The sequence below is a fragment of the Streptomyces sp. JLBT605 genome, from assembly GCF_058215555.1.
In genome coordinates, this window is record NZ_CM177087.1 from 283,681 (window position 1) to 307,794 (window position 24,114).

At 72.2% G+C, this 24,114-nt stretch carries 25 protein-coding genes and 1 pseudogene; 15 read left to right on the forward strand and 11 right to left on the reverse strand.

Annotation, left to right across the window (positions count from 1 at the left end; all coding sequences use genetic code 11):
* Positions 1-87 precede the first annotated feature (87 nt).
* On the reverse strand, positions 88-297 hold the full coding sequence (locus AC4BDD_RS01510; RefSeq protein ID WP_490689122.1) for a hypothetical protein: 210 nt from the start codon (positions 295-297) through the stop codon (positions 88-90).
* A 90-nt stretch (positions 298-387) separates the two neighbouring features.
* Positions 388-1,035 (reverse strand): LysE family translocator, encoded by a 648-nt coding sequence (locus AC4BDD_RS01515; RefSeq protein ID WP_490689123.1) that lies wholly within the window; start codon positions 1,033-1,035, stop codon positions 388-390.
* 50 nt (positions 1,036-1,085) lie between these two features.
* Here AC4BDD_RS01515 and AC4BDD_RS01520 point away from each other — a divergent pair.
* A pseudogene (locus AC4BDD_RS01520) lies at positions 1,086-1,214 on the forward strand (LysR family transcriptional regulator); the annotation flags it as partial.
* Positions 1,215-1,229: 15 nt separating this feature from the next.
* Here AC4BDD_RS01520 and AC4BDD_RS01525 read toward each other — a convergent pair.
* Positions 1,230-2,414: an acyltransferase family protein gene (locus AC4BDD_RS01525; RefSeq protein ID WP_490689124.1), complete on the reverse strand. Its 1,185-nt coding sequence runs from the start codon at positions 2,412-2,414 to the stop codon at positions 1,230-1,232.
* Between the two features lie 569 nt (positions 2,415-2,983).
* Complete coding sequence (locus tag AC4BDD_RS01530; RefSeq protein WP_490689125.1) at positions 2,984-4,084, reverse strand: PP2C family protein-serine/threonine phosphatase; 1,101 nt, start codon at positions 4,082-4,084, stop codon at positions 2,984-2,986.
* Between the two features lie 224 nt (positions 4,085-4,308).
* Between AC4BDD_RS01530 and AC4BDD_RS01535 the strand changes: the two genes are divergently transcribed.
* Genes AC4BDD_RS01535 through AC4BDD_RS01545 form a run of 3 tightly spaced genes read left to right on the forward strand, consistent with a single transcriptional unit; the run spans position 4,309 to position 8,206 of the window.
* Positions 4,309-5,076, forward strand: a complete 768-nt coding sequence (locus AC4BDD_RS01535; protein WP_490689126.1) for a uracil-DNA glycosylase family protein — start codon at positions 4,309-4,311, stop codon at positions 5,074-5,076.
* Positions 5,076-6,629 (forward strand): amidohydrolase family protein, encoded by a 1,554-nt coding sequence (locus tag AC4BDD_RS01540; protein ID WP_490689127.1) that lies wholly within the window; start codon positions 5,076-5,078, stop codon positions 6,627-6,629. Before AC4BDD_RS01535 ends, AC4BDD_RS01540 begins: the two co-directional genes overlap by 1 nt.
* Positions 6,626-8,206 carry a S41 family peptidase gene (locus AC4BDD_RS01545; protein WP_490689128.1) on the forward strand — a complete coding sequence of 527 codons (1,581 nt, stop codon included), beginning with the start codon at positions 6,626-6,628 and terminating at the stop codon, positions 8,204-8,206. The genes AC4BDD_RS01540 and AC4BDD_RS01545 overlap by 4 nt, the downstream gene beginning before the upstream one ends.
* Before the next feature lie 46 nt (positions 8,207-8,252).
* Here AC4BDD_RS01545 and AC4BDD_RS01550 read toward each other — a convergent pair whose 3' ends face one another.
* Positions 8,253-9,344: a PP2C family protein-serine/threonine phosphatase gene (locus AC4BDD_RS01550; protein WP_490689129.1), complete on the reverse strand. Its 1,092-nt coding sequence runs from the start codon at positions 9,342-9,344 to the stop codon at positions 8,253-8,255.
* Between the two features lie 203 nt (positions 9,345-9,547).
* Between AC4BDD_RS01550 and AC4BDD_RS01555 the strand changes: the two genes are divergently transcribed.
* On the forward strand, positions 9,548-10,516 hold the full coding sequence (locus AC4BDD_RS01555; RefSeq protein ID WP_490689130.1) for an MBL fold metallo-hydrolase: 969 nt from the start codon (positions 9,548-9,550) through the stop codon (positions 10,514-10,516).
* A 158-nt stretch (positions 10,517-10,674) separates the two neighbouring features.
* Positions 10,675-10,749, forward strand: coding sequence for a 50S ribosomal protein bL37 (locus AC4BDD_RS01560; protein ID WP_411977145.1), 75 nt, complete (start codon positions 10,675-10,677; stop codon positions 10,747-10,749).
* A 59-nt stretch (positions 10,750-10,808) separates the two neighbouring features.
* On the opposite strand, the gene AC4BDD_RS01565 is transcribed toward AC4BDD_RS01560, so the two are convergent.
* Positions 10,809-11,807: a zinc-dependent alcohol dehydrogenase family protein gene (locus AC4BDD_RS01565; RefSeq protein WP_490689131.1), complete on the reverse strand. Its 999-nt coding sequence runs from the start codon at positions 11,805-11,807 to the stop codon at positions 10,809-10,811.
* Positions 11,808-11,969: 162 nt separating this feature from the next.
* Here AC4BDD_RS01565 and AC4BDD_RS01570 point away from each other — a divergent pair, with 162 nt between their 5' ends.
* Positions 11,970-12,302 carry an ArsR/SmtB family transcription factor gene (locus AC4BDD_RS01570; protein WP_490689132.1) on the forward strand — a complete coding sequence of 111 codons (333 nt, stop codon included), beginning with the start codon at positions 11,970-11,972 and terminating at the stop codon, positions 12,300-12,302.
* Between the two features lie 49 nt (positions 12,303-12,351).
* Here AC4BDD_RS01570 and AC4BDD_RS01575 read toward each other — a convergent pair whose 3' ends face one another.
* Positions 12,352-12,795, reverse strand: coding sequence for a DUF3515 domain-containing protein (locus tag AC4BDD_RS01575; RefSeq protein WP_490689133.1), 444 nt, complete (start codon positions 12,793-12,795; stop codon positions 12,352-12,354).
* Between the two features lie 296 nt (positions 12,796-13,091).
* Between AC4BDD_RS01575 and AC4BDD_RS01580 the strand changes: the two genes are divergently transcribed.
* Positions 13,092-13,322 carry a chaplin gene (locus AC4BDD_RS01580; RefSeq protein ID WP_490689134.1) on the forward strand — a complete coding sequence of 77 codons (231 nt, stop codon included), beginning with the start codon at positions 13,092-13,094 and terminating at the stop codon, positions 13,320-13,322.
* A 102-nt stretch (positions 13,323-13,424) separates the two neighbouring features.
* Here AC4BDD_RS01580 and AC4BDD_RS01585 read toward each other — a convergent pair whose 3' ends face one another.
* Both AC4BDD_RS01585 and AC4BDD_RS01590 read right to left on the reverse strand, forming a co-directional pair.
* Positions 13,425-14,054 carry a response regulator gene (locus tag AC4BDD_RS01585; protein ID WP_490689135.1) on the reverse strand — a complete coding sequence of 210 codons (630 nt, stop codon included), beginning with the start codon at positions 14,052-14,054 and terminating at the stop codon, positions 13,425-13,427.
* Positions 14,051-15,346 (reverse strand): sensor histidine kinase, encoded by a 1,296-nt coding sequence (locus AC4BDD_RS01590; protein WP_490689136.1) that lies wholly within the window; start codon positions 15,344-15,346, stop codon positions 14,051-14,053. Before AC4BDD_RS01590 ends, AC4BDD_RS01585 begins: the two co-directional genes overlap by 4 nt.
* Positions 15,347-15,502: 156 nt before the next feature.
* Here AC4BDD_RS01590 and AC4BDD_RS01595 point away from each other — a divergent pair, with 156 nt between their 5' ends.
* The 3 genes from AC4BDD_RS01595 to AC4BDD_RS01605 all read left to right on the forward strand — a co-directional run bounded on the left by AC4BDD_RS01595 (position 15,503) and on the right by AC4BDD_RS01605 (position 18,202).
* Positions 15,503-16,087 (forward strand): GlcG/HbpS family heme-binding protein, encoded by a 585-nt coding sequence (locus AC4BDD_RS01595; RefSeq protein ID WP_490689137.1) that lies wholly within the window; start codon positions 15,503-15,505, stop codon positions 16,085-16,087.
* Positions 16,088-16,222: 135 nt separating this feature from the next.
* On the forward strand, positions 16,223-17,215 hold the full coding sequence (argF, locus tag AC4BDD_RS01600; RefSeq protein WP_490689138.1) for an ornithine carbamoyltransferase: 993 nt from the start codon (positions 16,223-16,225) through the stop codon (positions 17,213-17,215).
* Between the two features lie 102 nt (positions 17,216-17,317).
* Positions 17,318-18,202, forward strand: coding sequence for an aminoglycoside phosphotransferase family protein (locus tag AC4BDD_RS01605; RefSeq protein WP_490692002.1), 885 nt, complete (start codon positions 17,318-17,320; stop codon positions 18,200-18,202).
* Positions 18,203-18,244: 42 nt separating this feature from the next.
* Here AC4BDD_RS01605 and yczE read toward each other — a convergent pair whose 3' ends face one another.
* Positions 18,245-18,922 (reverse strand): membrane protein YczE, encoded by a 678-nt coding sequence (yczE, locus tag AC4BDD_RS01610; protein WP_490689139.1) that lies wholly within the window; start codon positions 18,920-18,922, stop codon positions 18,245-18,247.
* Positions 18,923-19,074: 152 nt separating this feature from the next.
* Between yczE and yczR the strand changes: the two genes are divergently transcribed.
* On the forward strand, positions 19,075-20,481 hold the full coding sequence (gene yczR / locus AC4BDD_RS01615; protein WP_490689140.1) for a MocR-like transcription factor YczR: 1,407 nt from the start codon (positions 19,075-19,077) through the stop codon (positions 20,479-20,481).
* Between the two features lie 22 nt (positions 20,482-20,503).
* On the opposite strand, the gene AC4BDD_RS01620 is transcribed toward yczR, so the two are convergent.
* Complete coding sequence (locus AC4BDD_RS01620) at positions 20,504-21,457, reverse strand: LysR family transcriptional regulator (protein WP_490689141.1); 954 nt, start codon at positions 21,455-21,457, stop codon at positions 20,504-20,506.
* Between the two features lie 125 nt (positions 21,458-21,582).
* On the opposite strand from AC4BDD_RS01620, the gene AC4BDD_RS01625 reads away from it, so the two are divergent.
* The 3 genes from AC4BDD_RS01625 (at position 21,583) to AC4BDD_RS01635 (ending at position 24,092) form a co-directional block, all read left to right on the forward strand.
* Complete coding sequence (locus AC4BDD_RS01625; protein WP_490689142.1) at positions 21,583-21,972, forward strand: VOC family protein; 390 nt, start codon at positions 21,583-21,585, stop codon at positions 21,970-21,972.
* A gap of 135 nt (positions 21,973-22,107) precedes the next feature.
* Positions 22,108-23,079 carry a polyprenyl diphosphate synthase gene (gene uppS, locus AC4BDD_RS01630; RefSeq protein ID WP_490689143.1) on the forward strand — a complete coding sequence of 324 codons (972 nt, stop codon included), beginning with the start codon at positions 22,108-22,110 and terminating at the stop codon, positions 23,077-23,079.
* Positions 23,076-24,092, forward strand: a complete 1,017-nt coding sequence (locus AC4BDD_RS01635; RefSeq protein ID WP_490689144.1) for a squalene/phytoene synthase family protein — start codon at positions 23,076-23,078, stop codon at positions 24,090-24,092. The genes uppS and AC4BDD_RS01635 overlap by 4 nt, the downstream gene beginning before the upstream one ends.
* The last annotated feature ends 22 nt before the right edge of the window (positions 24,093-24,114 follow it).

Below are 24,114 nucleotides of genomic sequence, written 5' to 3' on the forward strand. Positions count from 1 at the left end.
GTCGCCGGACCCGGACCTCCGGCGACCCGTGCGAGCCCCCTCCTCCGGCGCCAGGCAGGGGACAAGCCCTCTCCTCCGGCTCCGGGGTTACTCGCCGGCCCCCGACGGGAACTGCAACGCCTCCTCGAAGGCCGCCATACACGGCGAGCAGCAGCGTTCCGTGGGCGCGCTCAGGTGACTCGGGCTCTGGGCCAGGTGGCGGCCGCACAGCGTGGTGCAGCCGTCGTCCCTGGCCATGACGTGCCACACAGGTCCCGGGCCACTGGTCGTGGCGGGGCCGGCGCGCATCTCGTACATCAGCCAGCCTCCTGCCGTGACGATCTCTATCTGGGGGATCGGCCGCGGCCAGCCTCACACGTCGAAGCGCACCGCGCATTTCGATCATGCTCAGTCGGCGAGGGCGAGGCGGACACCGAAGCCGGCGATGACCGTGCCGCTGATCCGGTCGAGGATCCGGCGCGCCGAGGGGCGGCGGAGGGTGCCGCGGAGCGCCCGGGCGAAGGCGAGCAGCACGCCCGACCAGAGGGAGGCGAGCAGGATGTGCACGCCGGCCAGCAGGACGCCGGTGGCCAGGTGCGGAGCCCCGGCCGGTACGAACTGCGGCAGCACGGCCATGTAGAAGGCGCCCACCTTGGGGTTGAGCAGGTTGGTCCAGGTGCCCTGGCGCCAGCCGCTGCGGAAGCTGTCGCCGGCGTCCGGCTCGGGCGCGGCGTCGGTCCGGGCGGGGTCGGTCGGAGACCGCCGGCGCAGCGTCGACGCCAGGATCCGGCCTCCCATCCACACCAGGTACGCCGCGCCCGCCCAGCGGAGTACCGCGTAGGCGAGGTGGGAGGCGGTCAGTACCGCGGTGATACCGAGCGAGCTGAGCACGCCCCAGACGAGGGTGCCGGTCTGTATGCCGAGGACGACGCCCCAGGCGCGTCTGCGGCGGCCCAGTGCGGCGGTGCGCAGTATCAGGGCGGTGTCGAGTCCGGGTGTGAGGGTCAGGAGTCCCACGATCAGCGCGAAGGACCCCAGTGCGGAGGCAGTGATCATGGCTGGGCACTGTAGTGTGCCGGGACCATCAATCGCCGCTTCCCTGCCCGGAATCGGGCAGGGAAATCATCGCGGAGTTCGCCCGGCGCCGGCCGGGCCGGCGGGCGGACATGCGGCAGGCCGCCTGGTCGGACCCGAGCGCCGGGCTCGCCGACGGGGACGCCGACGTCGCCCTGCTGGGCCGGCTCGCGCGCTCAGAGCGCTGCCGCGGCCTTGGCCCGCCGGGGTGTGGACCAGCGGCGGGTGACCGGCCGCTCGACGAGTGCGTAGAGCGCCCAGGACGCCAGGATGGTCACCGCGAGCAGCACGGCCACCAGGGCGATGGCCACGGGGGTGGAGTAGAGGTCGTGCCCCAGGAGCTTGCGGCCGTAGATGAGCACGATGGTGTGCAGGAGGTAGAAGGCGAAGGAGATCTCGCCGAGCCAGACCATGGTGCGGTTGCCAAGGACGGTGAACTCGCCCTTCATGTCCGCGATCGCGGCCGCCGCGATCAGCAGGGTGATCGGGATGATGGAGGTGGCGCGCTGGGCGTAGAGCATGTCCGAGTTCTGGGAGAGCCAGTAGCTGCCCGCCAGGAGCGCGCTCGACCACATGACGCCGATGTTGCGCCAGCGCCCGTTGAGCACCGCGTGCGCCACCAGCATGCCGAGCGCGAAGTCCAGCATGCGCACCGGCGGGAGGCAGTTGGAGAACCACATCTGCTTCACCGAGGCATCCGCCGACGCCGAGGTGTCGAGCTGGATGGCCGGCGAGTCGGGCAGCACGTTGTAGGTGAACAGCGGCGTGAGGATGATCGCCGTGAGCGTCCCGCCGATCCAGTACTTCAGCCGTGCGGGGTCGATGCGCGCGAAGACCCGGTGCAGCAGCGGGAAGGAGGCGTAGAAGACGAGCTCGCAGGCGAGCGACCAGCTCGACAGGTTGACGCTGAGGAGGTATTCGAAGTCCGGCACCCACACGTGGACCATGAAGAGGTTCGCTAGCGCCACTCGGGTCGGGGTGTAGGCGGAGGCGAAGAGGGTCATCGCCAGAACCCATGTGATCACGTAGTTCGGGTAGATCTTGACGAACCGGCGGCGCCAGAAGGCCCGGGCCGTGTCGTGCGGACGGGCGGACCAGGTCAGCACGAAGCCACTGAGGACGAAGAAGAAAGCGACGCCCAGCGAGCCGGCCTTCTCGGTGGCCTTGTTGATGTCGACGGCGAGCTGGTCGTCTTCGAAGAGGCGCACCTGAGGGAGGGGCATTCCGGCATGGCTGAAGAAGACCAGGAGCGCGGCGGGGAACCGCAGTCCGGTGAGCGAGGGCAGCCGGGAGAGACCGGGGGCGGGCACCCTGTCCCGCCCGGGCGCCTCACGGGGCGCCTGGAACACGCCGTGTGTCATGGACAACCTTCCTGAATGTGGGGGGAGTTGGCGAAGGCGCTCGTCATCGCCGGCAGGCCGAAGGCGTCGGTCTCGTCCGTGCGGCCCATGCGGTCAAGGAGGCCAGAGGCACGGTGGTGCCGCATGGGTTCAGCGGGCGCGCGACCCGATTCCCTTTTCGGCGCCGGTTTCAACCCGTTTTCCAGCCGGCCTCAATCGCCCCGAGCGACTCCCCGACAAAACCAGTCTCAAGATTTTCACGGGCGTGATCAGTCGTCCAGCCTCCGGCATATTTCCCCGCAGGGCTGGAATTGGTCCGTTTATCTACTACGAGCGATCGCCAAGACGCCTGGACAACTCCCGTAAGGACCAGCAAAAAGCAACATTCTCGTTTAGCAAAAACCGGGGAACCGGTTTCGTTTCAGCGGAATTGAGCATCCCGCAACCGGTTCTCGAACCGGATTGAAAAGCTTCGCGCCAGACGGATGCATTTCACACGAAAACAGCTGGCCGGAGATGACCGGAACTCTCCTCGCACTTGTGATCGGTGCCACCCGCATATCCCTCGGCAGGTGACTGCCGCACCCGGTTCACCCTGCTTCCCGGGTGACCGCGAGCAGCGCCATGTCATCGGTGATGCGGCCGCCGGTGTGGTGGCTGACCTCGGTGAGAAGGGCGTCGACCAGCGCGTCCGGGCCCGGGAAATCGCGCCCGGCCAGCCTGGCCTGCGGGTCGTAGAAGTCCCCCGCGCGGTTCCGCGCCTCGCTCAGCCCATCGGTGTACAGCAGGAGGGTCGCGCCCGCGGGAAAGGGCACCGTGTCGGTCCGGCCCTGGCCGGCGCCCAGCTCCGCCAGCCCGAAGGGGAGCGTCAGCTCGGAGGGTTCGGCAGAGCGCACCTGGCCGGCGTGGAGCAGCAAAGGCGCCGGGTGGCCGCGGTTGACCAGCCGCAGTTCGTCGCCGCGGTGCGGGATCTCGACGAGAACGCCGGTGACGAACCCCTCGATCCGCTCCGGTCCGGTCCGCCGCTCCTTCTCCCGCAGCAGCGCCCGCTCCAGCCTGGCCGCGATCCCCACGAGGGTGGGTTCCTCCTCGACCGCCTCCCGGAACGCCCCCATGGCCACGTCCACCACCTTGACCGCGTCCATGCCCTTGCCCCGGACGTCGCCGACCAGGCAGCGAACGCCGTAGGGGGTGTCCTGCGCGCTGTACAGGTCCCCGCCGATCTGTGCGTCCTTCACCGCCGCCTGGTAGCGCACGGCCATCCGCAGGGGCCCGACCGAGGCCGGCAGCTTCGGCAGTACGGCGCGCTGCACGGCGAGGGCGATTCTGCGTGCCGACTGCAACCGCAGGTTGCTGTAGTACATGAGCCGGTTGACGACGATGGCGAACGCCGAGACGGTCACGACCGCCGCCAGCTCGCTCTGCCCGCCCGGTTTCCCCATGAAGCCGAAGTGGGTGAGGAGCGCGATGTCCGCGGCACAGGCGCCAAGGGCCGCCAGGATCGTCGCGCGCAGCGACAGCAGTGCGGCGGCGGTCATCGGCGCGGCGGTGTAGAAGGCCTCTCCGCTGACATGCCCGGACGTGTTGTAGTCGAAGAGGACGCCTGCCACCAGCACGGCGAGCGGCAGCAGCTGAAGGCGGCGCAGGCACCAGCGTCCGAGGGTGGTGCGCCGCGCGCCCGGTGCCCTCACGTACCCGCTCCCGCTCTGTTGCGCTGGACCACACGCCCAGCATCCTCGGGCCGGATTCCGGCTGCCAGTCGTGGAGCGGCCGTACGGGTAGCGCCGGCCGCTGCCCCTCTTTGGTCCAGTTGGCGGCTGCCCGGATTGCGAGGTCCGGTGCCGGGTGATCCCTTGATTTCGAACACCCAGGTGGATGGCGCGCGGCAAACCGAGTGGTGAGGAGGCGCGGACCGATGCCGGAGTTCGACCGCGGGCCGACGGCCCAGTTCGCAGAGTTGCTCGCGAAGGTGCCCGACCCGCCCGTCGAGGAGGCGTTCTGGTTCGACTGGGGGCCGGTCTTCTACCGGGGCCGGCTGGACGGCTCGGCCCGCGTGCTGATCGTGGCCTCCGACCCCGGGCCGACCGAGCGGATCGCCGGGCGCAGCCTCGTCGGCAACGCCGGCCAGCGCGTGCAGGGCTTCCTCGCCAAGCTCGGGCTGACCCGCTCCTACGTCTGCCTCAACGCCTGGGCGTACGCGGTCCATCCGAGCCAGGCCCTGGCGATGAAGGACCGGCTCGACGAACCGGCGCAGAGCCAGTGGCGCAACCAGGTCTTCGACCGGGCGACGGACCAGGCGCTGGAGGCCGTCGTCGCGATGGGGTTCATGGCCCAGGAGGCGGTGCGGTTGTGGACCACGCGGCCGCAGGTCCCGCTCGTCGAGGTCCCCCATCCGTCCAGCCACGACGAGACGGCTCTGGTGGACGCCTGGCGGACCGCGGTCACACAACTGCGTTCGATCGTCACGCCGGACGATGACGGCGACAACACCGGTGCCAACTACGGCAGCGTCTTCCAGGAGTCCGACTACAGCGCGATCCCCCGCCGGGACCTGCCCTTCGGCGTGCCGGCGTTCCTGGGCGACGACGCCTGGGTGCGCGCCCAGCCCGGCGAGGGGCAGAACTCCGTCGGCCGCCCGTCGCCGGACGACGGGCACACGCTGATCTGGAAGGCGCCGGCCTGATGGCGCTCGTCCTGCTCGGCACGGTCGTCACCTTCGACAGCGACCACCGGATCCTCGACCCCGGCGCCGTGTACGTCGGCGATGACGGCCGCCTGGCCGCGGTGCGGTCGGCGGGGCAGGATCCGCCCGCGGGGTTCTCCGGCGCGCCGCGGATCGACACCGGCGCGCTGATCCTCCCCGGCCTGATCGACCTCCACAACCACATCGCCTACAACACGCTCCCCCTGTGGGAGGCGGTCGGTGTCCCCTACGCGCACCACGACCGCTGGGTGGACGAGGACCATCCGCCCGACTACTCCACCTCGGTGACCTGGCCCGCCAAGGTGCTCGCTCAGGCAGCGCCCGAGGCCCTGGTCAAGTACGTCGAGGTCAAGGCTTTGATCGGCGGGACCACCTCGATCCAGGGCGCCCCTCACTCGACGCGCCCCGTCGACGGCTGGCTGCTGCGGATCATCGACAACGAGAAGCTGCCGGCGGGCGCCGACATGGTGATGACCGCGGCGCTCCAGCTCGACGCCGAGGTGCTGCGCGAGGAGCGCGCGCCGCAGCTCGACGGCACGCGCGTGCTGATCTACCACGTCGCGGAGGGCAGGCCCGGGTCGATCGTCCACCGGGAGTTCGAGGAGCTCGAGCCGTGCCTGAAGCCCGGCCTGATCGGCGTGCACGGCACCGCGCTGACCGCCGCCGATTTCGCCAAGTGGCGACACGCGGTGGCGGCCGTGAACGCCGGGGAGAAGGGCACCGTCGTCTGGTCGCCGTTCTCCAACTACTGGCTCTACCACGACACGACGGACGTCCTCGAGGCGGACCGGAAGGGGCTGCGCATCGCGCTCGGCTCCGACTGGTCGCCCTCGGGTACCAAGCATGTGCTCGGCGAGCTCAAGGTCGCCGACGCGGTCAACCGGCACGAGCTCGACGGGCACTTCAGCGACCGCGACCTGTGCGACATGGTCACCGCGAACCCCGGCGACGCGCTGGCGACCGCCTGGGGGCCGCAGGTGGGACGCCTGCAGCGCGGCGGCGCCGCGGACCTGCTCGTCCTCGAACGCCACGACCCGGCCCAGGACCCGTACCGCAACCTGATCGAGGCGACCGAGCGCCACGTACGGCTGGTGATGGTGCGCGGCCGGCCGTTCTACGGGACGCCGTCGCTGATGACCGCCGCCGGGGCGGCGGACACCGACGCGATCACGGTGGCCGGGGTCAAGCGCCGGGTGGCGGTGCGTCAGCCGGACCGGGCCGACGCCCAGCTCGACTGGCCCGGGGTCAAGCGCGCGCTGGAACGGGTCCGCCAGGACCCGGTGGCGGCCTGGCGCGACTCGCAGGAGGCGGTCGCGGCCTGGGGCGGGCCGCTGGACGATCCCGACGCGCCGCTCGCACTCTTCGGCGACATGCCGGAAGGGGATGTGGGCGCGTTCGCCGCCGCCGGCGAGGTCCCGCCGGACCTGGTCATCCCGCCCCTGGACCCGCTGACCCACGACGCGGCCTACTTCGCCGCCGTGGCGCGCGGCGGTGTTCCCCAGCTCCAGCACCTGGCGGGCTACTACACATGAGGCCGAAGGTCGCGCGACCCGCCCGGTCCCTGCCGGACTCCATCGGGCTCGACGAGTTCATGGCACAGGTGGAGGCCGACCCTCTGCCGCTCGCGGCCCGCTACCAGCTCCTGTCCGCCGCCCGCGTCCTGGTCGAGGAGCTCTACGTCCACCTCCCCCTGAAGCGGGCCATGCACGCCATCGACCCGGTCCAGCGCCTGCGCCTGCTGGAGCGCCGCCTTCCGCCGCTCAGCGAAGCGCAGTTCCACACCGAGCTGGCGGACGTCTTCCGGGGGCTGCGCGATCTGCACACCGTCTACCAGCTGCCCGACCCCTACCGCGGCCAGGTGGCGACCCTGGGCTTCCTCGTCGAGCGCTACACGGACCCCGACGGGACACCGCACCACATCGTCTCCAAGGTCGACCGCTCGCTCGTGCACGCGGGCTTCGACGTCGGCGCCGAGCTGGAAGCCTGGAACGGGGTGCCGATCGAGCGCGCGGTCGAGCGCAACGCGGCCGCCCAAGGGGGGTCCAACCTCGACGCGCGCCTGGCGCGCGGGCTGGAGTCGCTGGCGCTGCGCCCGCTGCGGACCGGTCCCCCGCCGGACGAGCACTGGGTGCTGCTGTCCTACCGCACCCGCGCCGGGCGCCGCCGCGAGACGCGGATCCCCTGGCGCGTGCGCGCCGCCGAGCGGCACGCAGGGCGCGCGCAGGATCCCGTCCCCACGCTGGCGACGAACCTGGGCATCGACGCGGGCAACGAGGCCACCCGCCAGATCAAGCGCGAGCTGTTCGCGCCGGCCCCGGCGCGGCGTTCGGCGGCGCGTGCCCTCCGCAGCGTCCTCGACCACCGGACGCTGCGGCTTCGCGGCCGCGCCTACGGCTACCTGCGCATCTACTCCTTCAACGTCCCCGGCGCGCGGCGGTTCGCCGAGCAGGTGGCCCGGATCGCGGCGCGCGCCCCCGCGGGAGGGCTGATCGTGGACATCCGCGGCAACCCGGGAGGCCACGTCCCGGCCGCGGAGTCCGCCTTGCAGGTGCTGAGCACCAACCCCGTCGTCCCGGTGAGCTTCTCGCTGTCCACCACGCGCGCCGCGCTCACGCTGGCCCGGTCCAACCCGGGCTTCCGCTCCTGGACGAGCTCCATCCGCGCCGCCGTGGAGACCGGCGAGGTGTACTCACAAGGGTTCCCGCTCACCGATCCCGAGGCGATCACCGCAGGACTGCCGCGCTACTCCGGCCCGAAGGTCCTGATCACCGACGCGCTCTCCTACTCGGCCGCCGACATCTTCGCCGCCGGGTTCCAGGACAACGGCCTCGGTCCGGTCCTCGGGACCGCGCGGCGGACCGGGGCCGGAGGCGCCAACGTGTGGACGCACGAGCTGCTGCGCGTCTGGCTGCCCGAGCTGCTCGGCGAGCTGCCGCGCGGCGCCGGGTTCCGCGTCGCACTGCGCCGCGCCACGCGGGCCCGCGGCAACGTCGACGTCCCGCTCGAGGACCTCGGCGTGCAGGCGGACGAGCTGCACCAGTTGACCAGGCGCGATGTCACCGGGCGCAACGAGGACCTGCTGGCGGCGGCCGCCGCGCTGCTCGCCTGAAGCCGCGTCCGGGCCTGACGGATGAAGGCCGCGTCGCCGCGGGCGGTCACCGCGGCCCGGCACCGGCGGAGGCGGCGTTCGCGCCGCCTTCTTCGAGCCGGTCGACGACGATCATCGCCACATCGTCCGCCAGACGGCCTTGGGTGTGGCGGAGCAATGCCCGGTGCAGCTCGTCCAGGAAATCCGGCGGGGGCAGGGTGTGCGCCGCTTCCATGGCCTCGGGGAGCGGGAAGAAATCGTTGTCGGCATTCCGGGCCTCGATCACGCCGTCGGTGTACAGCAGGAGCCGGTCACCGGGGGCGAACGGATAGCTCTCGGGCTTCTCGGGAGGGCCGCCGGTGACGAGGTCTTCCAGGCCCAGCGGCGGCAGGGGCGTGGTGGGCATCAGGGCCTGGACCCGGCCGTCGCGCAGCACCAGCGGAGGCGGGTGGCCACGGTTGACCAGCTGCACCACGGGCTCGTCGGGCACCTGGGCCAGCAGCGCGGTGGTGAACCCCTCGGTGAGGACTTCCTGGTCGTAGGCACCCGGCACGGCGACCTCCCGTCGCAGCGCTGCCGCGCAGTGGTTGACGACGTCCACCAGGTCGTACTCATAGTGCACGGCCTCCCGGAAGGCGCCCAGCGCCACCGCGACCGCGCGGACCGCGGACAGCCCCTTGCCCCGGACGTCCCCCACGATCAGCCGGACGCCGAACGGACTCCGCACGGCCTCGTAGAGATCGCCGCCGACCTGTGCCCCGGTCCCCGCCGCGAGGCACAGGCTGGCCGCCCGCAACGGGCCCAGCCGCGCGGGGACGGGCCGCAGGATGACCTCCTGTGCCGCCACGGCGATGCGGCGCACCTGGTCGAGCTCGCTCTGTCTGCGCGCCCGCACCGCGTTACTCATCGTGACGCCGGCCACCGATACCAGGAGCAGCCCCAGGAGGTTGCCGAAGACCTGCGGGGTGCCCCAGGCGTGGTTGTAGGTGGCGGTGGTCGCGTTGACACCGAGGGCGACAGCGGCCGCGGCCAGAGTGCCTCTCGGGCCCATGGTCAGCGCGGCCAGCGCGGGCGTCGTGGTCAGGACCGGGCCGGTGACCAGGACGTGCGCGGGCGAGAGCTCGATGCCGACCACGACCAGCGCGATCGCGAAGGGCACACACTGCGCCAGTGTGAACAGGACCCTCCTGTGACCGCCGTCTCCCGGGCGAGGAGGTGAGCGGAACAGCGACCGCATGAGTCCAGCCTGCCTCGCTGACGTTGCGCGCTCCAATCGAACACACGTCGGACTCCGGGGCGTCGCGGCGACCCGTCGGACACCCCTAGCCTGTTCGCACCATCCGTCCGAGCAGAGGATCATCAGTGCGCACACGACAGGTACCGTTCGAAGCCGGCCTGCACGCGGTGGGCGACGGCGTGCACGCCTACCTTCAGCCCGACGGCGAGTGGGGGTTGAGCAACTGCGGTCTGGTCGCGTCACAGGGGGAAGCCCTGCTGTTCGACACCCAGTACACGCTGGAGATGACCCGGACCCTGCTCGGATCGATCAGCCGCGAGCTGCCGGGCGTCGCGGTGCGCACGGTGGTCAACAGCCACGCCAATGGCGATCACACCTTCGGGAACCAGCTGCTGCCCGGGGCCGAGATCATCGCCTCCGCGACGACGGCCGACCATCTGGCGCACGAGCTGACACCGCAGCAGATGACCGAGCTGCTCAAGGCACCGCCGGCCACTCCGGTGATGGCCTACCTCCACGAACACTTCAGCCGGTTCGACTTCTCCGGCATCGAGGTGGTGGGGCCGACACGGACCTTCTCCGATCGCCTGGAGCTGGTGGTGGGAGAGACCGCGGTGGAGCTGTGGGAGATCGGTCCGGCGCACACCCACGGAGACGTGATCATGCACGTGCCCGGGGAAGGGGTGGTCTTCGCCGGGGATGTGCTCTTCGTGGGCGGGCACCTGATCGTGTGGTCCGGCTCCGTGTCCGGTCACATCCGTGCGCTCGACCGGATCCTGGCGAGCGGGGCGACGATATTCGTGCCGGGGCACGGTCCCGTCGTGGGGCGCGCGGAGGTGGTGGCCATCCGCGACGTGCTGAGCGGGATCGCCGCCGCCGCGACGGAACACGCCCGGGCGGGCACCCCTCTTCTCCGGGCGGCCGAGCAGGTGATGGCGGAATTCCACTCGGGCTGGGCGTTCCCCGAGCGGGTCTACACCGCGGTCGCGGCAGCCTATGGAGAGGCCGGAGTGGAGGGCGTGCCCACTGATCCGTTCGGGCTCGTGGAGGGCATGGCGGCGCTGGCCGCGGCGGACGCCGACCGCTCGGGGTGATGATCATCTTCCGTCGACGGGGTGGCGGAGTACCCGCCCGTCCCCGACGCGAAGGAGCGTCGGGGACGGGCACCTGATGCGGACGCCGAACGCCGAACCTAGACTCGATCCAAGGCCCGAAGAAGGCATGGAACGTCCTGGTGAGGAAGGTGTGCGCCATGTCCACGCGAGGCAACAAACGACGCGCCCGCAAGAAGAAGAAGGCCAACCACGGCAAGCGTCCCAACGCCTGAACCGACTGCCGGCCAGGCAAGGAGATCAGTGACCCGCCGTGGTCGGCGATCCTCGCTGATCAGTGGTCGACGGTGACGACGATCTTGCCGACCTGGGCGCCCGCCTCCATGTAGCGGTGTGCTTCGGCTATCTCGTCCAGGCCGAAGGTACGGTCCACGACCGGCCGGAAGGCGCCGCTGCGCAGGCCGGATGAGACGAACGCCTCCGCCCGGCGCAGCCGCCGCGGGTCGGCGGTCGTCTCGAAGAGGGTGAAGGTACGCATGTTCAGTGCGGGCATGCCGAGTTCGAACCCCGGGTAAGGGGTCGCCTCGCCGCTGAGCGCCCCGTACAGGAACAGGGTGCCACCGGGGGCGACCGCCTTGGCCAGGCCCACGACGCCGGGACCGGCGATGGCGTCGAAGACGAATTCGGCGCCCCGCCCTCCCGTCAGGTCAAGCACGCGCCCGGTAACGTCCTCCTCGTCGGTGACGATCACCTCGGCCGCCCCGGCCTTGAGCAGCGCGTCCTTCTTGGCGCCGGTGCGGGTGGTGGCGATGGGCACCGCGCCGACACGGTGGGCGATCTGGATCGCGGCCAGGCCCACGCTGCTGGAGGCGGCGGTCAGCACCACCGTGTCCCCGGCGCGCATGCCGCCGACCTCCACCAGTGCCCCGTACGCCGTCAGGTACGGCATCCACACCGCCGCGCCCTCGATCGCGCCGAGCCCGTCGGGGCGGTGCACCACCGCGGCGGCGGGGACGATCGCGCGCTCGGCGTAGACGCCGTAGTCGTTCATCGAGAACGCGGGCACCACACTGACCGCCTGGCCGGTCTCGAAGCCGTCCACACCGGCGCCGATGGCCTCGACCACCCCCGCGGCCTCCGAGCCGAGCCGGGCGGGGAACTCCCTGACCGATTCGATGTAGTTGCCGCCGCGGAAGAGCACCTCGGCACGGTTGAGGCCGATCGCGTCCACCCGGATCAGCAGCTCGCCGGGGCCGGGCTCGCCCAGCTCCGCATGCTCCAGCCGCAGCACGTCCGGCCCGCCGAGTTCATGGAACCGCACCGTCCTGACCATCACGCCCATCCCTTCCGATCGCCGTCGGCGGCGCCGAGGATGCGCCGTCGTGCCTCAGCCAAGCGGAAAGTACGACAGGTGTCAAACTTCGACAGTCGTCGTACTTTGAAGCGCGCCGTACTTCGATGAGTGTCGTACCATACAGGGGGAGGTGAACGACCGATGGCGACAGCACGGCGAAGCAGGCAGGAACGCATCCCGCCCCACCCGGAGATGCGGACGGTCACCCTGCAGCGGGTCCTGGAGGCCCTGGTCGACCCGGTGCGCCGCCGGATCGTCCGCGAGCTGTACGCCGCCGATCAGGATCTGGCCTGCGGCACGATCGAGCTGCCGGTCAGCAAGTCCACCGCCACCCACCACTTCCACGTGCTGCGCGAGGCCGGTCTCATCCGACAGCACTACGCCGGCACCTCGCGCATGAACGCACTGCGCCGCGACGAGATCGAGGAAGCCTTCCCCGGGCTCCTGCGCGCGGTGATGGCCCGGGGCGACTGAATCCCCTACGGGATCACATGGGACCGAAAAGGACGTCGGGCGTCACGGGTCATTCGATGCAGGGGGATTTCTGGCGAATGTGCTCGACCGAGCCGGTGAGATCCACCAGCGCGTCGCCCACACTCTGGGACTCGTCGAAGAAGGTGACTTCGACGGCCGGGCTGCGCCCGTATGTCGTCACGGACCTCACGCCGTCTTCGTCGAGCCTGGCTTCGTCGATGACCCAGTCCACACCGTTCACACTGACGCACTGATCAGGCGTCGGCAGCGGCGGTTCCACCCCGCATCGCAGGACGATCGACCTGCTCCCCCAGGCCGCGGTGCCGGCCGGGTCCGTGTCCTCGCGGGAGCCTCCCAGAAGGTCCGAGGGGAGCTTGGACACCACCTTTTCGCAGGCGGGATTTCCCGCGTGAGGGGCGGCCTCGATTTTCCTCTTCCCGGATCCTTGCCAGTAGATGACCGCGGCGCCTGAGATTGCGACGACCGCCGCCACGGCCGACAGAATGAGCGCCCTGCGAGACTTCACCCGACTCGCCTTTCCCCAATTCCCCGTATGTGCAAGCGGATTCTATCGCCGCTGCGGTGCCCGCCGACCGACGGGGGGCGGGTCCGTGGCGGCACGGACCCCACCCGATCGGACCGTCCGACCAAGGCCGAGCCGTCGCCGGCGGAGACGGTTGTGACATACGTCCATATGTCCAGTGCATCACTGGTTCGGTGAATCGGGGCGAGTTGGGCGCTGATGACTGTGATGGTGGATCCGTCACGTCACCCGTTCTGGGAGAGAGCATGCGAATTCGAACCGCTTGTGTGGCCATCGCTCTGACCGTGGCCGGCGTCCTGGGCTGCGCCGGTCTCGCCTCCGCCGATCCCGCAGCCCGCGCCGGCGTCGCCGGCTCCCCCGGCGTGGTCAGCGGCAATGTCGTCCAAGTGCCGGTCGGTGTCCCGATCAACGTCTGCGGGAACAGCATCAACCCGCTCCTCGGCGCCTTCAATCCGGTTGCGGGCGGCAGCTGCTGACCGCGGTGAACTGAGCACGGCGCCCATCGGGGAGGCCGTCGGCACGGGCTGCCGACGGCCTCCCCGCTTCTCGCGCCGGCTTTCCCGGCTCATGCCCTCGGCTCAGGGCAGCAGCCGTTGCTCCTTCGCCACCGCCACCGCGCCGGCTCGGGTGTCGACGCCGAGCTTGTCGTAGATCCGGCCCAGGTGGGTCTTCACCGTGGCCTGGCTGATGAAGAGCGCGCGGGCGATCTCACGGTTGCCCAGGCCCTGGGCGAGCTGGCCGAGGATGTCGAGTTCTCGGGCGGTCAGCGCGGGTCGGGCGGCGCCGCGCATCTGGTTCATGACGCGGCTGGCGATGGGCGCAGACAGGGTGGTGCGGCCCTGGGCGGCGGAGCGGATCGCCGCGAAGAGCTCCTCGGGGCGTTCGGCCTTCAGCAGGTATCCGGTGGCTCCGGCCGCGATGGCGCGGGTGATGTCGGCGTCCGTGTCGTAGGTGGTGAGCACCAGCACATGGACGCCGGTGGCCGAGATCCGCCGGGTGGCCTCCACTCCGTCGATGCCGGGACCGAGCTGGAGATCCATCAGCACCACGTCCGGCCCGAGTTTCGCGGCCGCGGCCACCGCCTCCTCGCCGCTGCCGGCCTCTCCCACCACCTCGATGTCGGGTTCGCTGCCGAGCACGGCGAGCAGCCCGGCACGCACCACGGCGTGGTCGTCGCAGAGCAGGATGCGCACAGGGGCCTGGGTCATGGCTGGGGTTCCAGGGGGATCGCGGCGGACAGGACGGTGCCCTCGCCGGGGGCCGACTCGATGGTCAGGGTGCCGCCGAGCTGCCGTGCCCGGGCGTGCATCGCGGGCAGCCCGTGGCCTCGTACCCCGGCTGCCGGGGCGCCGGCGGCCGCGGTACCCGCGGCCGGGGTGCTCACGGCCGCGGGGCGGAAGCCACCGCCGTTGTCCGCCACGTCCAGGACCACCTGGTCACCGAGGTGGGTGAGGGTGAGCGTGGCCGTGGTGGCACCGGCGTGTTCGCGGACGTTCGCCAGCGCGCCCTGAGCGATGCGCAGCAGCGCGGAGGCGACCCGGTCGGGCAGCGGGAGCGCCGGCGTCCCCTCGAGATGGCAGCGGACCACCAGGCCCGCCGACTCCTGCGAGGCGCGGGCGGCCAGGGCGCGCAGAGCCTCCGCCAGGTTGCCGCCGTCGGCGAGGTCGGCGGGGGCCAGATCATGGACGAAGCGGCGGGCCTCGGCGAGGTTCCGCTCGGCGATCGAGGCGGCGGTGCGTACATGGCGGTGGGCGGCCCCGGGGTCCGCCGCCCACACCCGGTCGGCCGCCTGGAGCAGCATCTGCTGGCTGGACAGGCCCTGGGCGAGGGTGTCGTGGATCTCCATCGACAGGCGCTGGCGCTCGGCGAGGGTGCCCTCGCGGCGCTCGGTGGCGGCCAGTTCGCGCCGGGTGCGGAGGAGGTCCTCGATCAACTGCCGCTGGCGGTCGGCCTGGCGCCGCATGTGGACGAAGACGGCGGCCGCGATCGCCGCGACGGCGGGCGGCGCCAGGACCAGGTTCGGGTCGAAGCCGCCGGAGGACAGCTGGAGCTGCGCGGCCACCACGAAGGCGGTGAGCACCGTGACGAGGGCGAGCGCCGCGCGCGGGGGCAGCGTGCGCAGCCCGGTGAAGAACAGCGGCACCGCGCACCAGGCGAAGCTCGGCGCGAGCACCACCAGGACCATCCAGACCGACACCACCGCCGCCAGCCAGGCGAGGCGGCCGGGCGTGGGACGCGCGAGCGCGGCCGAGCCGAGCACGTACAGCAGCGCCAGCACGGCGGAAAGCGCGATGATCCACGGGGTGCCGGGATCGCCGGGGTGGCGGAGGAGGAACCGGGCCACCGAGGCGCCGAGCAGGAGGAAGAACGCGGCGTGCATGACGAGTCCGAGCCGGCGCTCCCCGGGGGTCGTGGTCTCCTCGCGGGCGGCGCCGAGGAGGGCGGATGCCGCCCGCGCGGGCCCTCCGGCCGCCCTCGCCGCCGTGGCTTCGTGGTGCATCCAACCCTCCTCACCTGCGCATACGCACCCATCCTGACCTGGTGGGACCATCCTCGCATCAACCGATCGGACGACAGCGGCATCGACCGTCATGGGAGGCGAAGAGCAACCGGTGGGGCGAGGCCCGGGGCCGTGTTCCGGCCGGAGGATCGCACCATGACCCACACCAAGAAGCTCCTGACCGCCACCGCGGTCGCCGCCGTCCTCGCCGCCGGAACCGTCGGCGCCATCTCCGCGCAGGCCGCCTCCCCGGCGGCCGGGACCGCGTCCTCGGGCGAGACCGCGTCCGCGGCGGGGACCCCCTCCAAGGCCGGGACCGACGCCGCCGAGCGGAACCTGACCCGGTCCACGCATCTGACGATCGCCGCCGCCACCGAGGCCGCGCAGGCCAGCCTCGACGCCGCCGCCGAGGAGGGCCAGAAGGTCTCCGTCGCCGTCGTCGACCGCAACGGCAACACCCTCGTCACCCTCCGCGGGGACGGCGCGGGCCCGCAGTCCCCCACGTCCGCCGAGCGGAAGGCCTTCACCGCCGTCTCCTGGAACGCACCGACCTCCGTGCTGGTCGGACGCCTCTCCCAGGCCCCGAACCTGAAGGACATCCCCGGCACGCTCTTCCTGCCGGGCGGTGTCCCGGTCCAGTCGAAGGGCGCCCCGATCGCGGGCATCGGCGTGGCCGGCGCGCCCACCGGCGACCTGGACGAGAAGTTCGCCCGGGCCGGCGTCGCCGCGCTGGAGCGGTAGGCGGCTCGCGGACGGCTTGGGGGCGGCTCCGCGGCGGTTCACCCGCGCGGAGTCGCCGGCCATGCCCGCTTGCCCGCCGCCTATCACGCTGGTAGGGAGGAGGCCCCGCGAGCACGCATGAGCCGGAGAGACGTGATGACCCAGCCGAGATCAGCGTCTGACGCCCGCCGCCCGGCCGTGGACGGCAAGGTCCCCGACGATCTGCTCCGGGTCAGTGACCTGGACCCGGGCACCCTGGCCGATCTGCTGGATCTGGCGGGAGCGATGAAGCAGGAGCCGCTGGGGTGGGAGCGCGATCTGCGCGGTGCCGCCATCGGCTGCGTCTTCGAGAAACCGTCCACCCGGACCCGCGTCTCGCTGGCCACGGCCGCGCACCGGCTGGGCATGACCGCCATCGTGCTGAACCGGGGCGAGTTGCAGCTGGGGCACGGGGAGACCGTCGCCGACACCGCCCGCGTGCTCTCCTCCTACCTGGACGCCATCACGGTGCGCACCTTCGAGCACGCCATCGTGGAGCAGATGGCCGACGCGGCGACCGTGCCGGTCGTCAACGCCCTCACCAACACTCACCACCCCTGTCAGTCCGTCGCCGACCTGCTGGCGCTGCGCGAGCACTTCGGCGGCCTGGCGGGGCTGACGGCGGCGTTCGTCGGAGACGGCAGGAGCAACACCTGCAACTCCTTCCTGGCGGCGTGCGCGGCCTCCGGCATGCATCTGACCATCGCCAGCCCGCTGGGCTACGAGACCGACGAGGACATCCTCGGCGAGGCCCGCGAGCTGATGACGCAGACGGGGGGCTCGGTGTCGCTCACCAGGGAGCCGGTCGAGGCCGTCCGGGCGGCGCAGGCCGTCTACGCCGAGGTGTGGGTGCCCATGGACAAGCCCGAGGAACACGATGACCGGGTCGCTCGCCTCGCCCGGTATCGGGTGGACGACGCCCTCCTCGCGCACGCCGCCGAGGACGTGGTCGCCCTGCACTGCCTGCCCGCCATGCGCGGCCGCGAGATCACCTCGGAGGTGCTCGACGGTCCCCGCTCGCTCGCCTGGCGCCAGGCCGCGAACCGGTTGCCCACCGCCCAGGCGGTGCTGCACACCCTCATCACCACGGCGCGCCGGCGGACGGCCTGAGCCCCGTCGAGGCAGGCGGGTCGAGGGCAGCCGGCAGGAAAAGTGTTTGACGGCCGCCGGGGTGCGGCGATCAGATGACGCCCCATGAGCGATACGGGGCAGATGCACGCCGGCCAGTTTCCCGTCGGCGAGGATCTCGTACGACGGCTGATCGCCGGGCAGTTCCCGCAGTGGGCGGGGTTGACGGTGGAGCGGTTTCCGTCCGGCGGCACGGTGAACGCCATGTACCGGCTGGGCGACGACATGGTGGTACGGCTGCCGCTGGTCAAGGGCGGGGCGGGCGACGTGTCGCTGGAGCGGGAGTGGCTGCCCCGCCTCGCGCCCCGACTGCCCACGGCCATCCCCGAGGTGCTCGGGGCCGGTGAGCCCGCCGAGGGGTATCCGTGGCCGTGGTCGGTGTACCGGTGGCGGGCGGGGCGGAACCCGGAGGCGGGGGCGCTGAGCGAGCCCGTGCTGCTGGCCGGGGATCTGGCCGGGTTCGTGGCGGCGATGTGGAGCGTCACCCTGCCGGGGGCGCCGGGTGCGCACCGCGGCGGGCCCCTCACCTCGCTGGACGCGGAGACCCGGGCGTCGATCGAGCGGTTGCGCGGGATCCCGGAGGAGGGCGTCGACTGCGACGCGGTCACCGCGGTGTGGGAGGACGCGCTGCGGGCCCCAGGGTGGGACGGGCCGCCGGTGTGGCTGCACGCGGATCTGATGCCGGGCAACCTGCTGGTGGACGGCTCCAGGCTCGCCTCGGTCATCGACTTCGGGTGCATGGGGGTGGGCGATCCGGCCTGCGATCTGTTCCCGGCGTGGAATCTGCTGCCGGCCGATGCCAGGGAGGTCTTCCGCAAGACGCTCGGCGTGGACGACGCGACCTGGCGGCGCGGCCGGGCCCGGACGCTCTCCCAGGCGCTGATCGCGCTGCCGTACTACCGCGGGACCAACCCGGCGATGGCGCACAACGCCCGGCATGTGCTCCGGGCGGTGCTGGACGAGGTCTGACCCGCGCGCCCCGGCCCGCCCCGCGTCGCGCCGGATCCCGCCTCAGTGACGGACCAGACCGGACGGCTGTCCCGCCGGGTCGGCACGTTCGGCGGCGGCGCGATGGGCGAACCGGGGCAGGAAGAACTGGGTGATCGGGCCGATCGAGACCGCGTACAGCACCGTGCCGAGGCCCGCGGTCCCGCCGAGCAGCCAGCCGGCCGCGAGCACGGTGACCTCGATCAGTGTGCGGATGAGCCGGATGGAGCGGCCGGTCGCGGCTGCGGCCCCGGTCATCAACCCGTCCCGGGGGCCGGGGCCGAAGCGCGCGCCGACGTAAATGGCGATGGACAGCCCGTTGAGAAGGACACCGCCGGCCAGCAGGCCCATCCGGGCCGGCAGGTCCGCACCGGCCGGGATGATCCGCAGGCCGAGGTCGGATGAGCAGGCCAGGACGACGATGTTGGCGACGGTGCCCAATCGCGGCGTCTGCCTGAGCGGTATCCAGAGCAGGAGCACCAGGGCGCCGACGACGGCGTTGACCATGCCGAAGCTCAGGGCGGTGCGCCCTTCCACCCCTTCGGCCAGGACGCTCCAGGGGCTGACGCCCAGTGCGCCCCGGACCATCGCCGAGAGGCTGAATCCGTAGAGCGCGAGGCCGATGAGGAGTTGGGGAAGGCGGCGCAGTGGCCGCTCGGAGAGGGGGAGGTAGCTGAGCGGAAGCGGTTTCGAGTGGGTCACGGCGGCGAGTCTGTACATTGATTGGCCTGCGTAACACGACCAATCCGGGGAGAGTGGTTGGAATGGATGCGCCCAATCCGCCGCATCGCGGCGACGGCGGGGGACAAGCAGTCCGATCCGGCGGGAGGCTGGGGAGCCGTCAGCTGGCCGCCATGCTCCCCGGCCTGACGGAGGCGAGGCCCGCCTTCCGCCACCTGGCCCAGGGGATCAGCGGACTGATCCTCGACGGACGGATCGCGCTGCACACCCGGCTGCCGGCCGAGCGGGAGCTGGCCACCGCGCTGGGCACCAGCAGGGCCACCATCACCGCCGTGTACGACCTGCTGCGCGAGAGTGGCTACGCGCACAGCCGCCAGGGCTCCGGTACCTGGACGGCCCTGCCGGAAGGCCGCGCGCCGCGGGGCGTCACACGGGCCCTCGAAGCTCCGGAGGCCGCCATCGACCTGGCCAGGGCCTCCCCCGGGCTGCCGCGGCAGGTGCTCGTCGACGCGCTGGTCCGTGTCGCCCCTCAGCTGGCCGAGCACGCGGACACCCCCGGCTACCACCCCTACGGCCTCCCGGAGCTGCGCGCCGCCGTCGCCGAGCGGTTCACCCGGCGGGGCCTGGCCACCGTGCCCGAACAGATCCTGGTGACCTCCGGTGCCCAGCACGCGCTCACGCTGATCGTGGGTCTGCTGTGCGGCCCCGGCGACCGGGTCATGGTCGAGAACCCCTCCTACCCCAACGCCCTGGAAGCCCTGCGCCGCGCCCGGTTGCGCACCGTGCCGGTCCCGGTGACGGACACCGGCTGGGACGTCGAGATCATCGAGTCGACGCTGCGGCAGGTGGTGCCGCGACTGGCCTACCTGATCCCCGACTTCCACAACCCGACCGGTTGCCTGATGCCGGACCGGCTACGCGCCCGGGTGCTGCGTGCCGCCGAGCGCTCGGGCACCTGGCTGGTCGTCGACGAGACGCTGACCGACCTCGCCCTCGACGTGCCCGCCCCGCCACCTTTCGCCTGCCACGCCCGGCCCGGCGGCGCCGGCCAGGTGCTCACCATCGGTTCGATGAGCAAGACCCACTGGGGCGGCCTGCGCATCGGCTGGCTGCGCGCCCCTTCGCCGCTGGTCACCGAACTCGCCGGGCAGCGGCTGGCCAACGACATGGGCGGCTCGGTGGTGGACCAGCTGCTGGCACTCGATCTGCTGGGCCGTGCCGAGGAGCTGCTGCCACCGCGTCTGGAACAACTGCGGACGCAACGCGCCGCGTTGAGCGAGGCCCTCACCGAGCACATGCCGCGGTGGACCTGGCGGCTGCCGCCCGGCGGTCTGTCGCTCTGGGTCGACCTGGGCGATCCGCTGGCCTCGGCGCTGGCCGAGCAGGCGTTGGAGTGCGGGGTGCGGATCGAGGGCGGCGGCTACTTCGCCGCCCACCCGGGCGTCTTCGAACAGCGCCTGCGCATCCCCTTCACCGCCCCCGCCGACACCCTGCGCGAGGCCGTGCAGCGCATGGCCTCCGCTCTCGCGGGCGGCCTGCCGCTCCCGTCCGCCGCCCGGCGACCGCACTGGGTCGCCTGACCGCGGCCGAACCGCCGGCCGGTCACGGGAGGGCGGTCCCGGGCGGGGTGGGGTCGGGCGGGGTGAGGTCGGGCGGGGTGAGGTCGGTGGTCGCGGCCGCCGGCGAGGTGCCGACGCCCAGCAGGGCGAGGAAGGCGGAGGCGGCGGGTGACGGGCTGAACCGGGTCCAGACCAGGCGCTCCGCCCGTACCGGCCCGTCCTTGACCGGCACACAGCGCAGGCCGGGCAGTTCGGCGGCGAACGGCGCGGGGAGCAGGGCGATACCCAGCCCGTGACGGACCATCCGGGCCATGAGCTCGACGCCGGACACCTCGAACGCGACCTCGCGCCGCAGTCCGGCGGCCGTGAACGCCTCATCCGACTGGGCACGGGCGGCGCTGCCGTCGGCGAAGTCCACGAACACCTCTTCCGCCAGGCGCCGGAGGTCCACCTCCCGCTCGTCCGCCAGCGGGTGGTCCGGGGCGACCACCGCCACGTGCCGCCCGTGGGCGAGCTCCCGGTCGCACACCCCCTGCGGCCGGAATCCGGACGGTACGCCGAGGAACGCCGCGTCCAGCCTGCCCTCGCGCACGTACTCCACCATGCGCTCACTGGCGCCGGCGCGCAGGCTGATGCGCACCTGGGGGTAGCGCAGGCGGTACTCCCGCAGCAGCGCCGGGAGGTCGACTGCCGCGAGGGTGGGGATCGCCCCGACGGCCAGGCGGCCGCGTATCTCGCCGGTGGCGGCGGCAACTTCGGCGCGGGCGCGCTCGGCCGCCTCCAGGGCCTGGCGGGCGGCGGGCAGGAACGCCTCCCCCGCGGTGGTCAGCCGCACCCGGCGGCTGGTGCGCTCGAACAGGCGGGCGCCCAGCTCCTTTTCCAGCCGGGCCACCTGGTGGCTGAGCGCGGACTGGACGACGTGGCATCGCTCGGCGGCGCGGGTGAAGCTCGCGGTCTCCGCCACCGCGAGGACGTAGCGCATCTGCTGAAGGTCCATTCGGCCATCGTGAAACACGATGGATGGGATGACAAACATGCGTTGGACCGATCGATGCCCGCTCGGCGATGCTGAGATCAACGGCGGAACGGCGCCTGAAGCGCCCCGAACCTGCGGAGATATCCATGCGCGTGATCGCTTTCGACCACCTCGTCCTGAACGTCGCCGACGTCGAGCGCTCGCTCGCCTTCTACACCGGCCCGCTGGGCCTGGAGCCGGTGCGTGTGGAGGAGTGGCGGGCCGGCAAGGTCTCCTTCCCGTCCGTGCGGGTGAGCCCCACCACCATCATCGACCTGGTGCGGCCGGCCGACGGGCAGCCGAAGGGGGCCAACGTCGACCACATCTGCCTGGTGGTCGAGCCGCTCGACTGGCAGGAGGTCATCGACTCCGGCGTCTTCACGGTGCTGGATGGTCCCGGCCAGCGGTTCGGCGCCCGGGGCTCCGCCATCTCGCTCTACGTCGAGGACCCGGACGGCAACACGGTCGAGCTGCGCTGGTACCCGCAGGACGCCTGACGGTCCGCCTGATGGTTCACGGGCGCCGATGCAAGCACCGACACGCCCGGGACACGATCAGGTGAATGCGGCGGCGACCAGCCGGGGATGCTCTCTTCGTAGCCGACCGGTCACTGTTCGCGTTCTGGAGTGTGGATGGCATCAGCAGCCCCTGCCCGGCACGTCGCCTGCATCATGGACGGCAACGGCCGCTGGGCCACGCATCGCGGTCTGGACCGCGTGCACGGCCATCTGGCCGCCCGAACCGCCGTGGAATCGATCGTGGACACCGCCATCGACGAAGGTGTCGAGTGGCTGACCCTCTTCGCCTTCTCGACCGAGAACTGGTCACGTCCGAAGGAGGAAGTGCACTTCCTGGTGCACTTCTTCACCCGGCACGTCATCGACAGCGCCGTGGAGTACCTGCACGACCGTGGAGTGCGGCTGCACATCCTCTCCTGCGGCACCTCGCAGGTGCCGCAGGACGTCATGGCCGCGCTGCGCGACGCCGAGGACCTCACCCGCGAGAACACCACCCTCCAGCTGACGGTGGCCTTCGACTACGGCGGCCGGCAGGCCCTCGTCGACGCCGCCCGCTCCCTGATCACCTGCGCCGTACCGGCCGACGAGGTCACCGAGGAGACGCTCGCCCGGCACATGCCGCAGCCGCAGCTGCCCGACGTCGACGTCCTCATCCGCACCGGAGGAGAGCAGCGGCTGTCGAACTTTCTGCTGTGGCACTGCAGTTACGCCGAGCTGGTCTTCCTGGACGTGCTGTGGCCGGATTTCTCCGCCGGTCACCTGCGGCAGGCCCTGGAGCTGTACGGGCTGCGGCAGCGCCGCTTCGGCGGCCTGACCGGGGATACCGCGCCCGACGGGGCGTCGGATCCGGCGGCAGCGCATACCGACCCGCGCGCCACCGCCCCCGCGTCCTCCCCCTTCGGACCGCTCGGCCTGCCCGGGCTGCCCGGACTGCCCGGCCCGGCGGCGCTGCTCGGCCTGCCCGGCTCGCTCGCCGCCCATCTGGGCTCCAGACTGCTGGAGGGGGTGCGGGACACCGTCCGCTTCGCCCAGGGGCAGGTCATCGGCGCGGCGGCCGGTTCCGGCCGGGCCGGGCGCTGGTCATGAGCGCGCCGCGCCCGGGCGCGGCGACGCCGGGCGCCGGTGGCCTCGCGTGGTGCGCCGCGCCCCTGGGCGCGGCGCTGGAGATACTGCCCACGCCCTGGCCGCGGGCGCTCAGCGCCGCCGGCGTCACCGATGACCGGCTGCGCGGCGACTACACCGCCGCGGCGCGGCGCGTGGCCCGCAGATACCCGGGCCTGTATCCGCTCACCCGCCTGGTGATCCCACCCGCCTGGCAGCCGTACTACTTCGCGGCGGCCGCCTTCGCCGTCCACGCCGACTGCCTGGTCGACCTGCCGTTGGGCCACCGCGACCGGGGACGGATACACGCCTGGGCGGGCCAGGTGCGCGGCGCACTGACCACCGGGCAGGCGGAGCAGGCCTTCCTCCGCGCCTTCCTGCACACCGTCCAGAGCCGCCACGTCCGGCACCGCGATGTGTTCGCCTACCTGGCCGGGCAGGCCGAGCGGCAGTCGATCACCGGCTACGCCACCGAGCAGGACCACGAGGACCACATCGACCGTGTCCTGATGCCCTTCGCCCGCATCGCGCATGCTCTCACCCACGCCGAGGCCGATCCCATGCCCGCGTCCGTGGTGCGGCCGGTGACCGACGCGGTGCAGCGTGTGGACGACCTCGCCGACCTCGCCGCCGACCTGCGCCGCGGCATCCTGACCATCCCGGAGACGGACCTGCTCCGGTTCGGCGTCACCCGGACCGACCTGGAGCAGGGCCGCGACCTGCCCGCGGTGCGCGCCCTCCTCGCCCACGCCTGCGGCAAGGCGCGCGCCGCCGCGCACAGAGCCCTGGACGCCCTGCCGGGGGCCGACGCCGCCACCCAGGTGCTCTACTGGATGTGGCTGATGGGCTGCCAGGTGACCTTGAGCGGCGCCGAACGCCAGGGTGCGGCGCTGACACACCGCGGAGTGCTCTGGCAGGTCCGGCCCTCCCCCGGCCAGCTGATCGACGGCATCGCGCACACCCTCCGCAACCGTCTGCTGATCGCCTCGCGCCACTGAGCCGGAACGCCTGTCGCGGTTC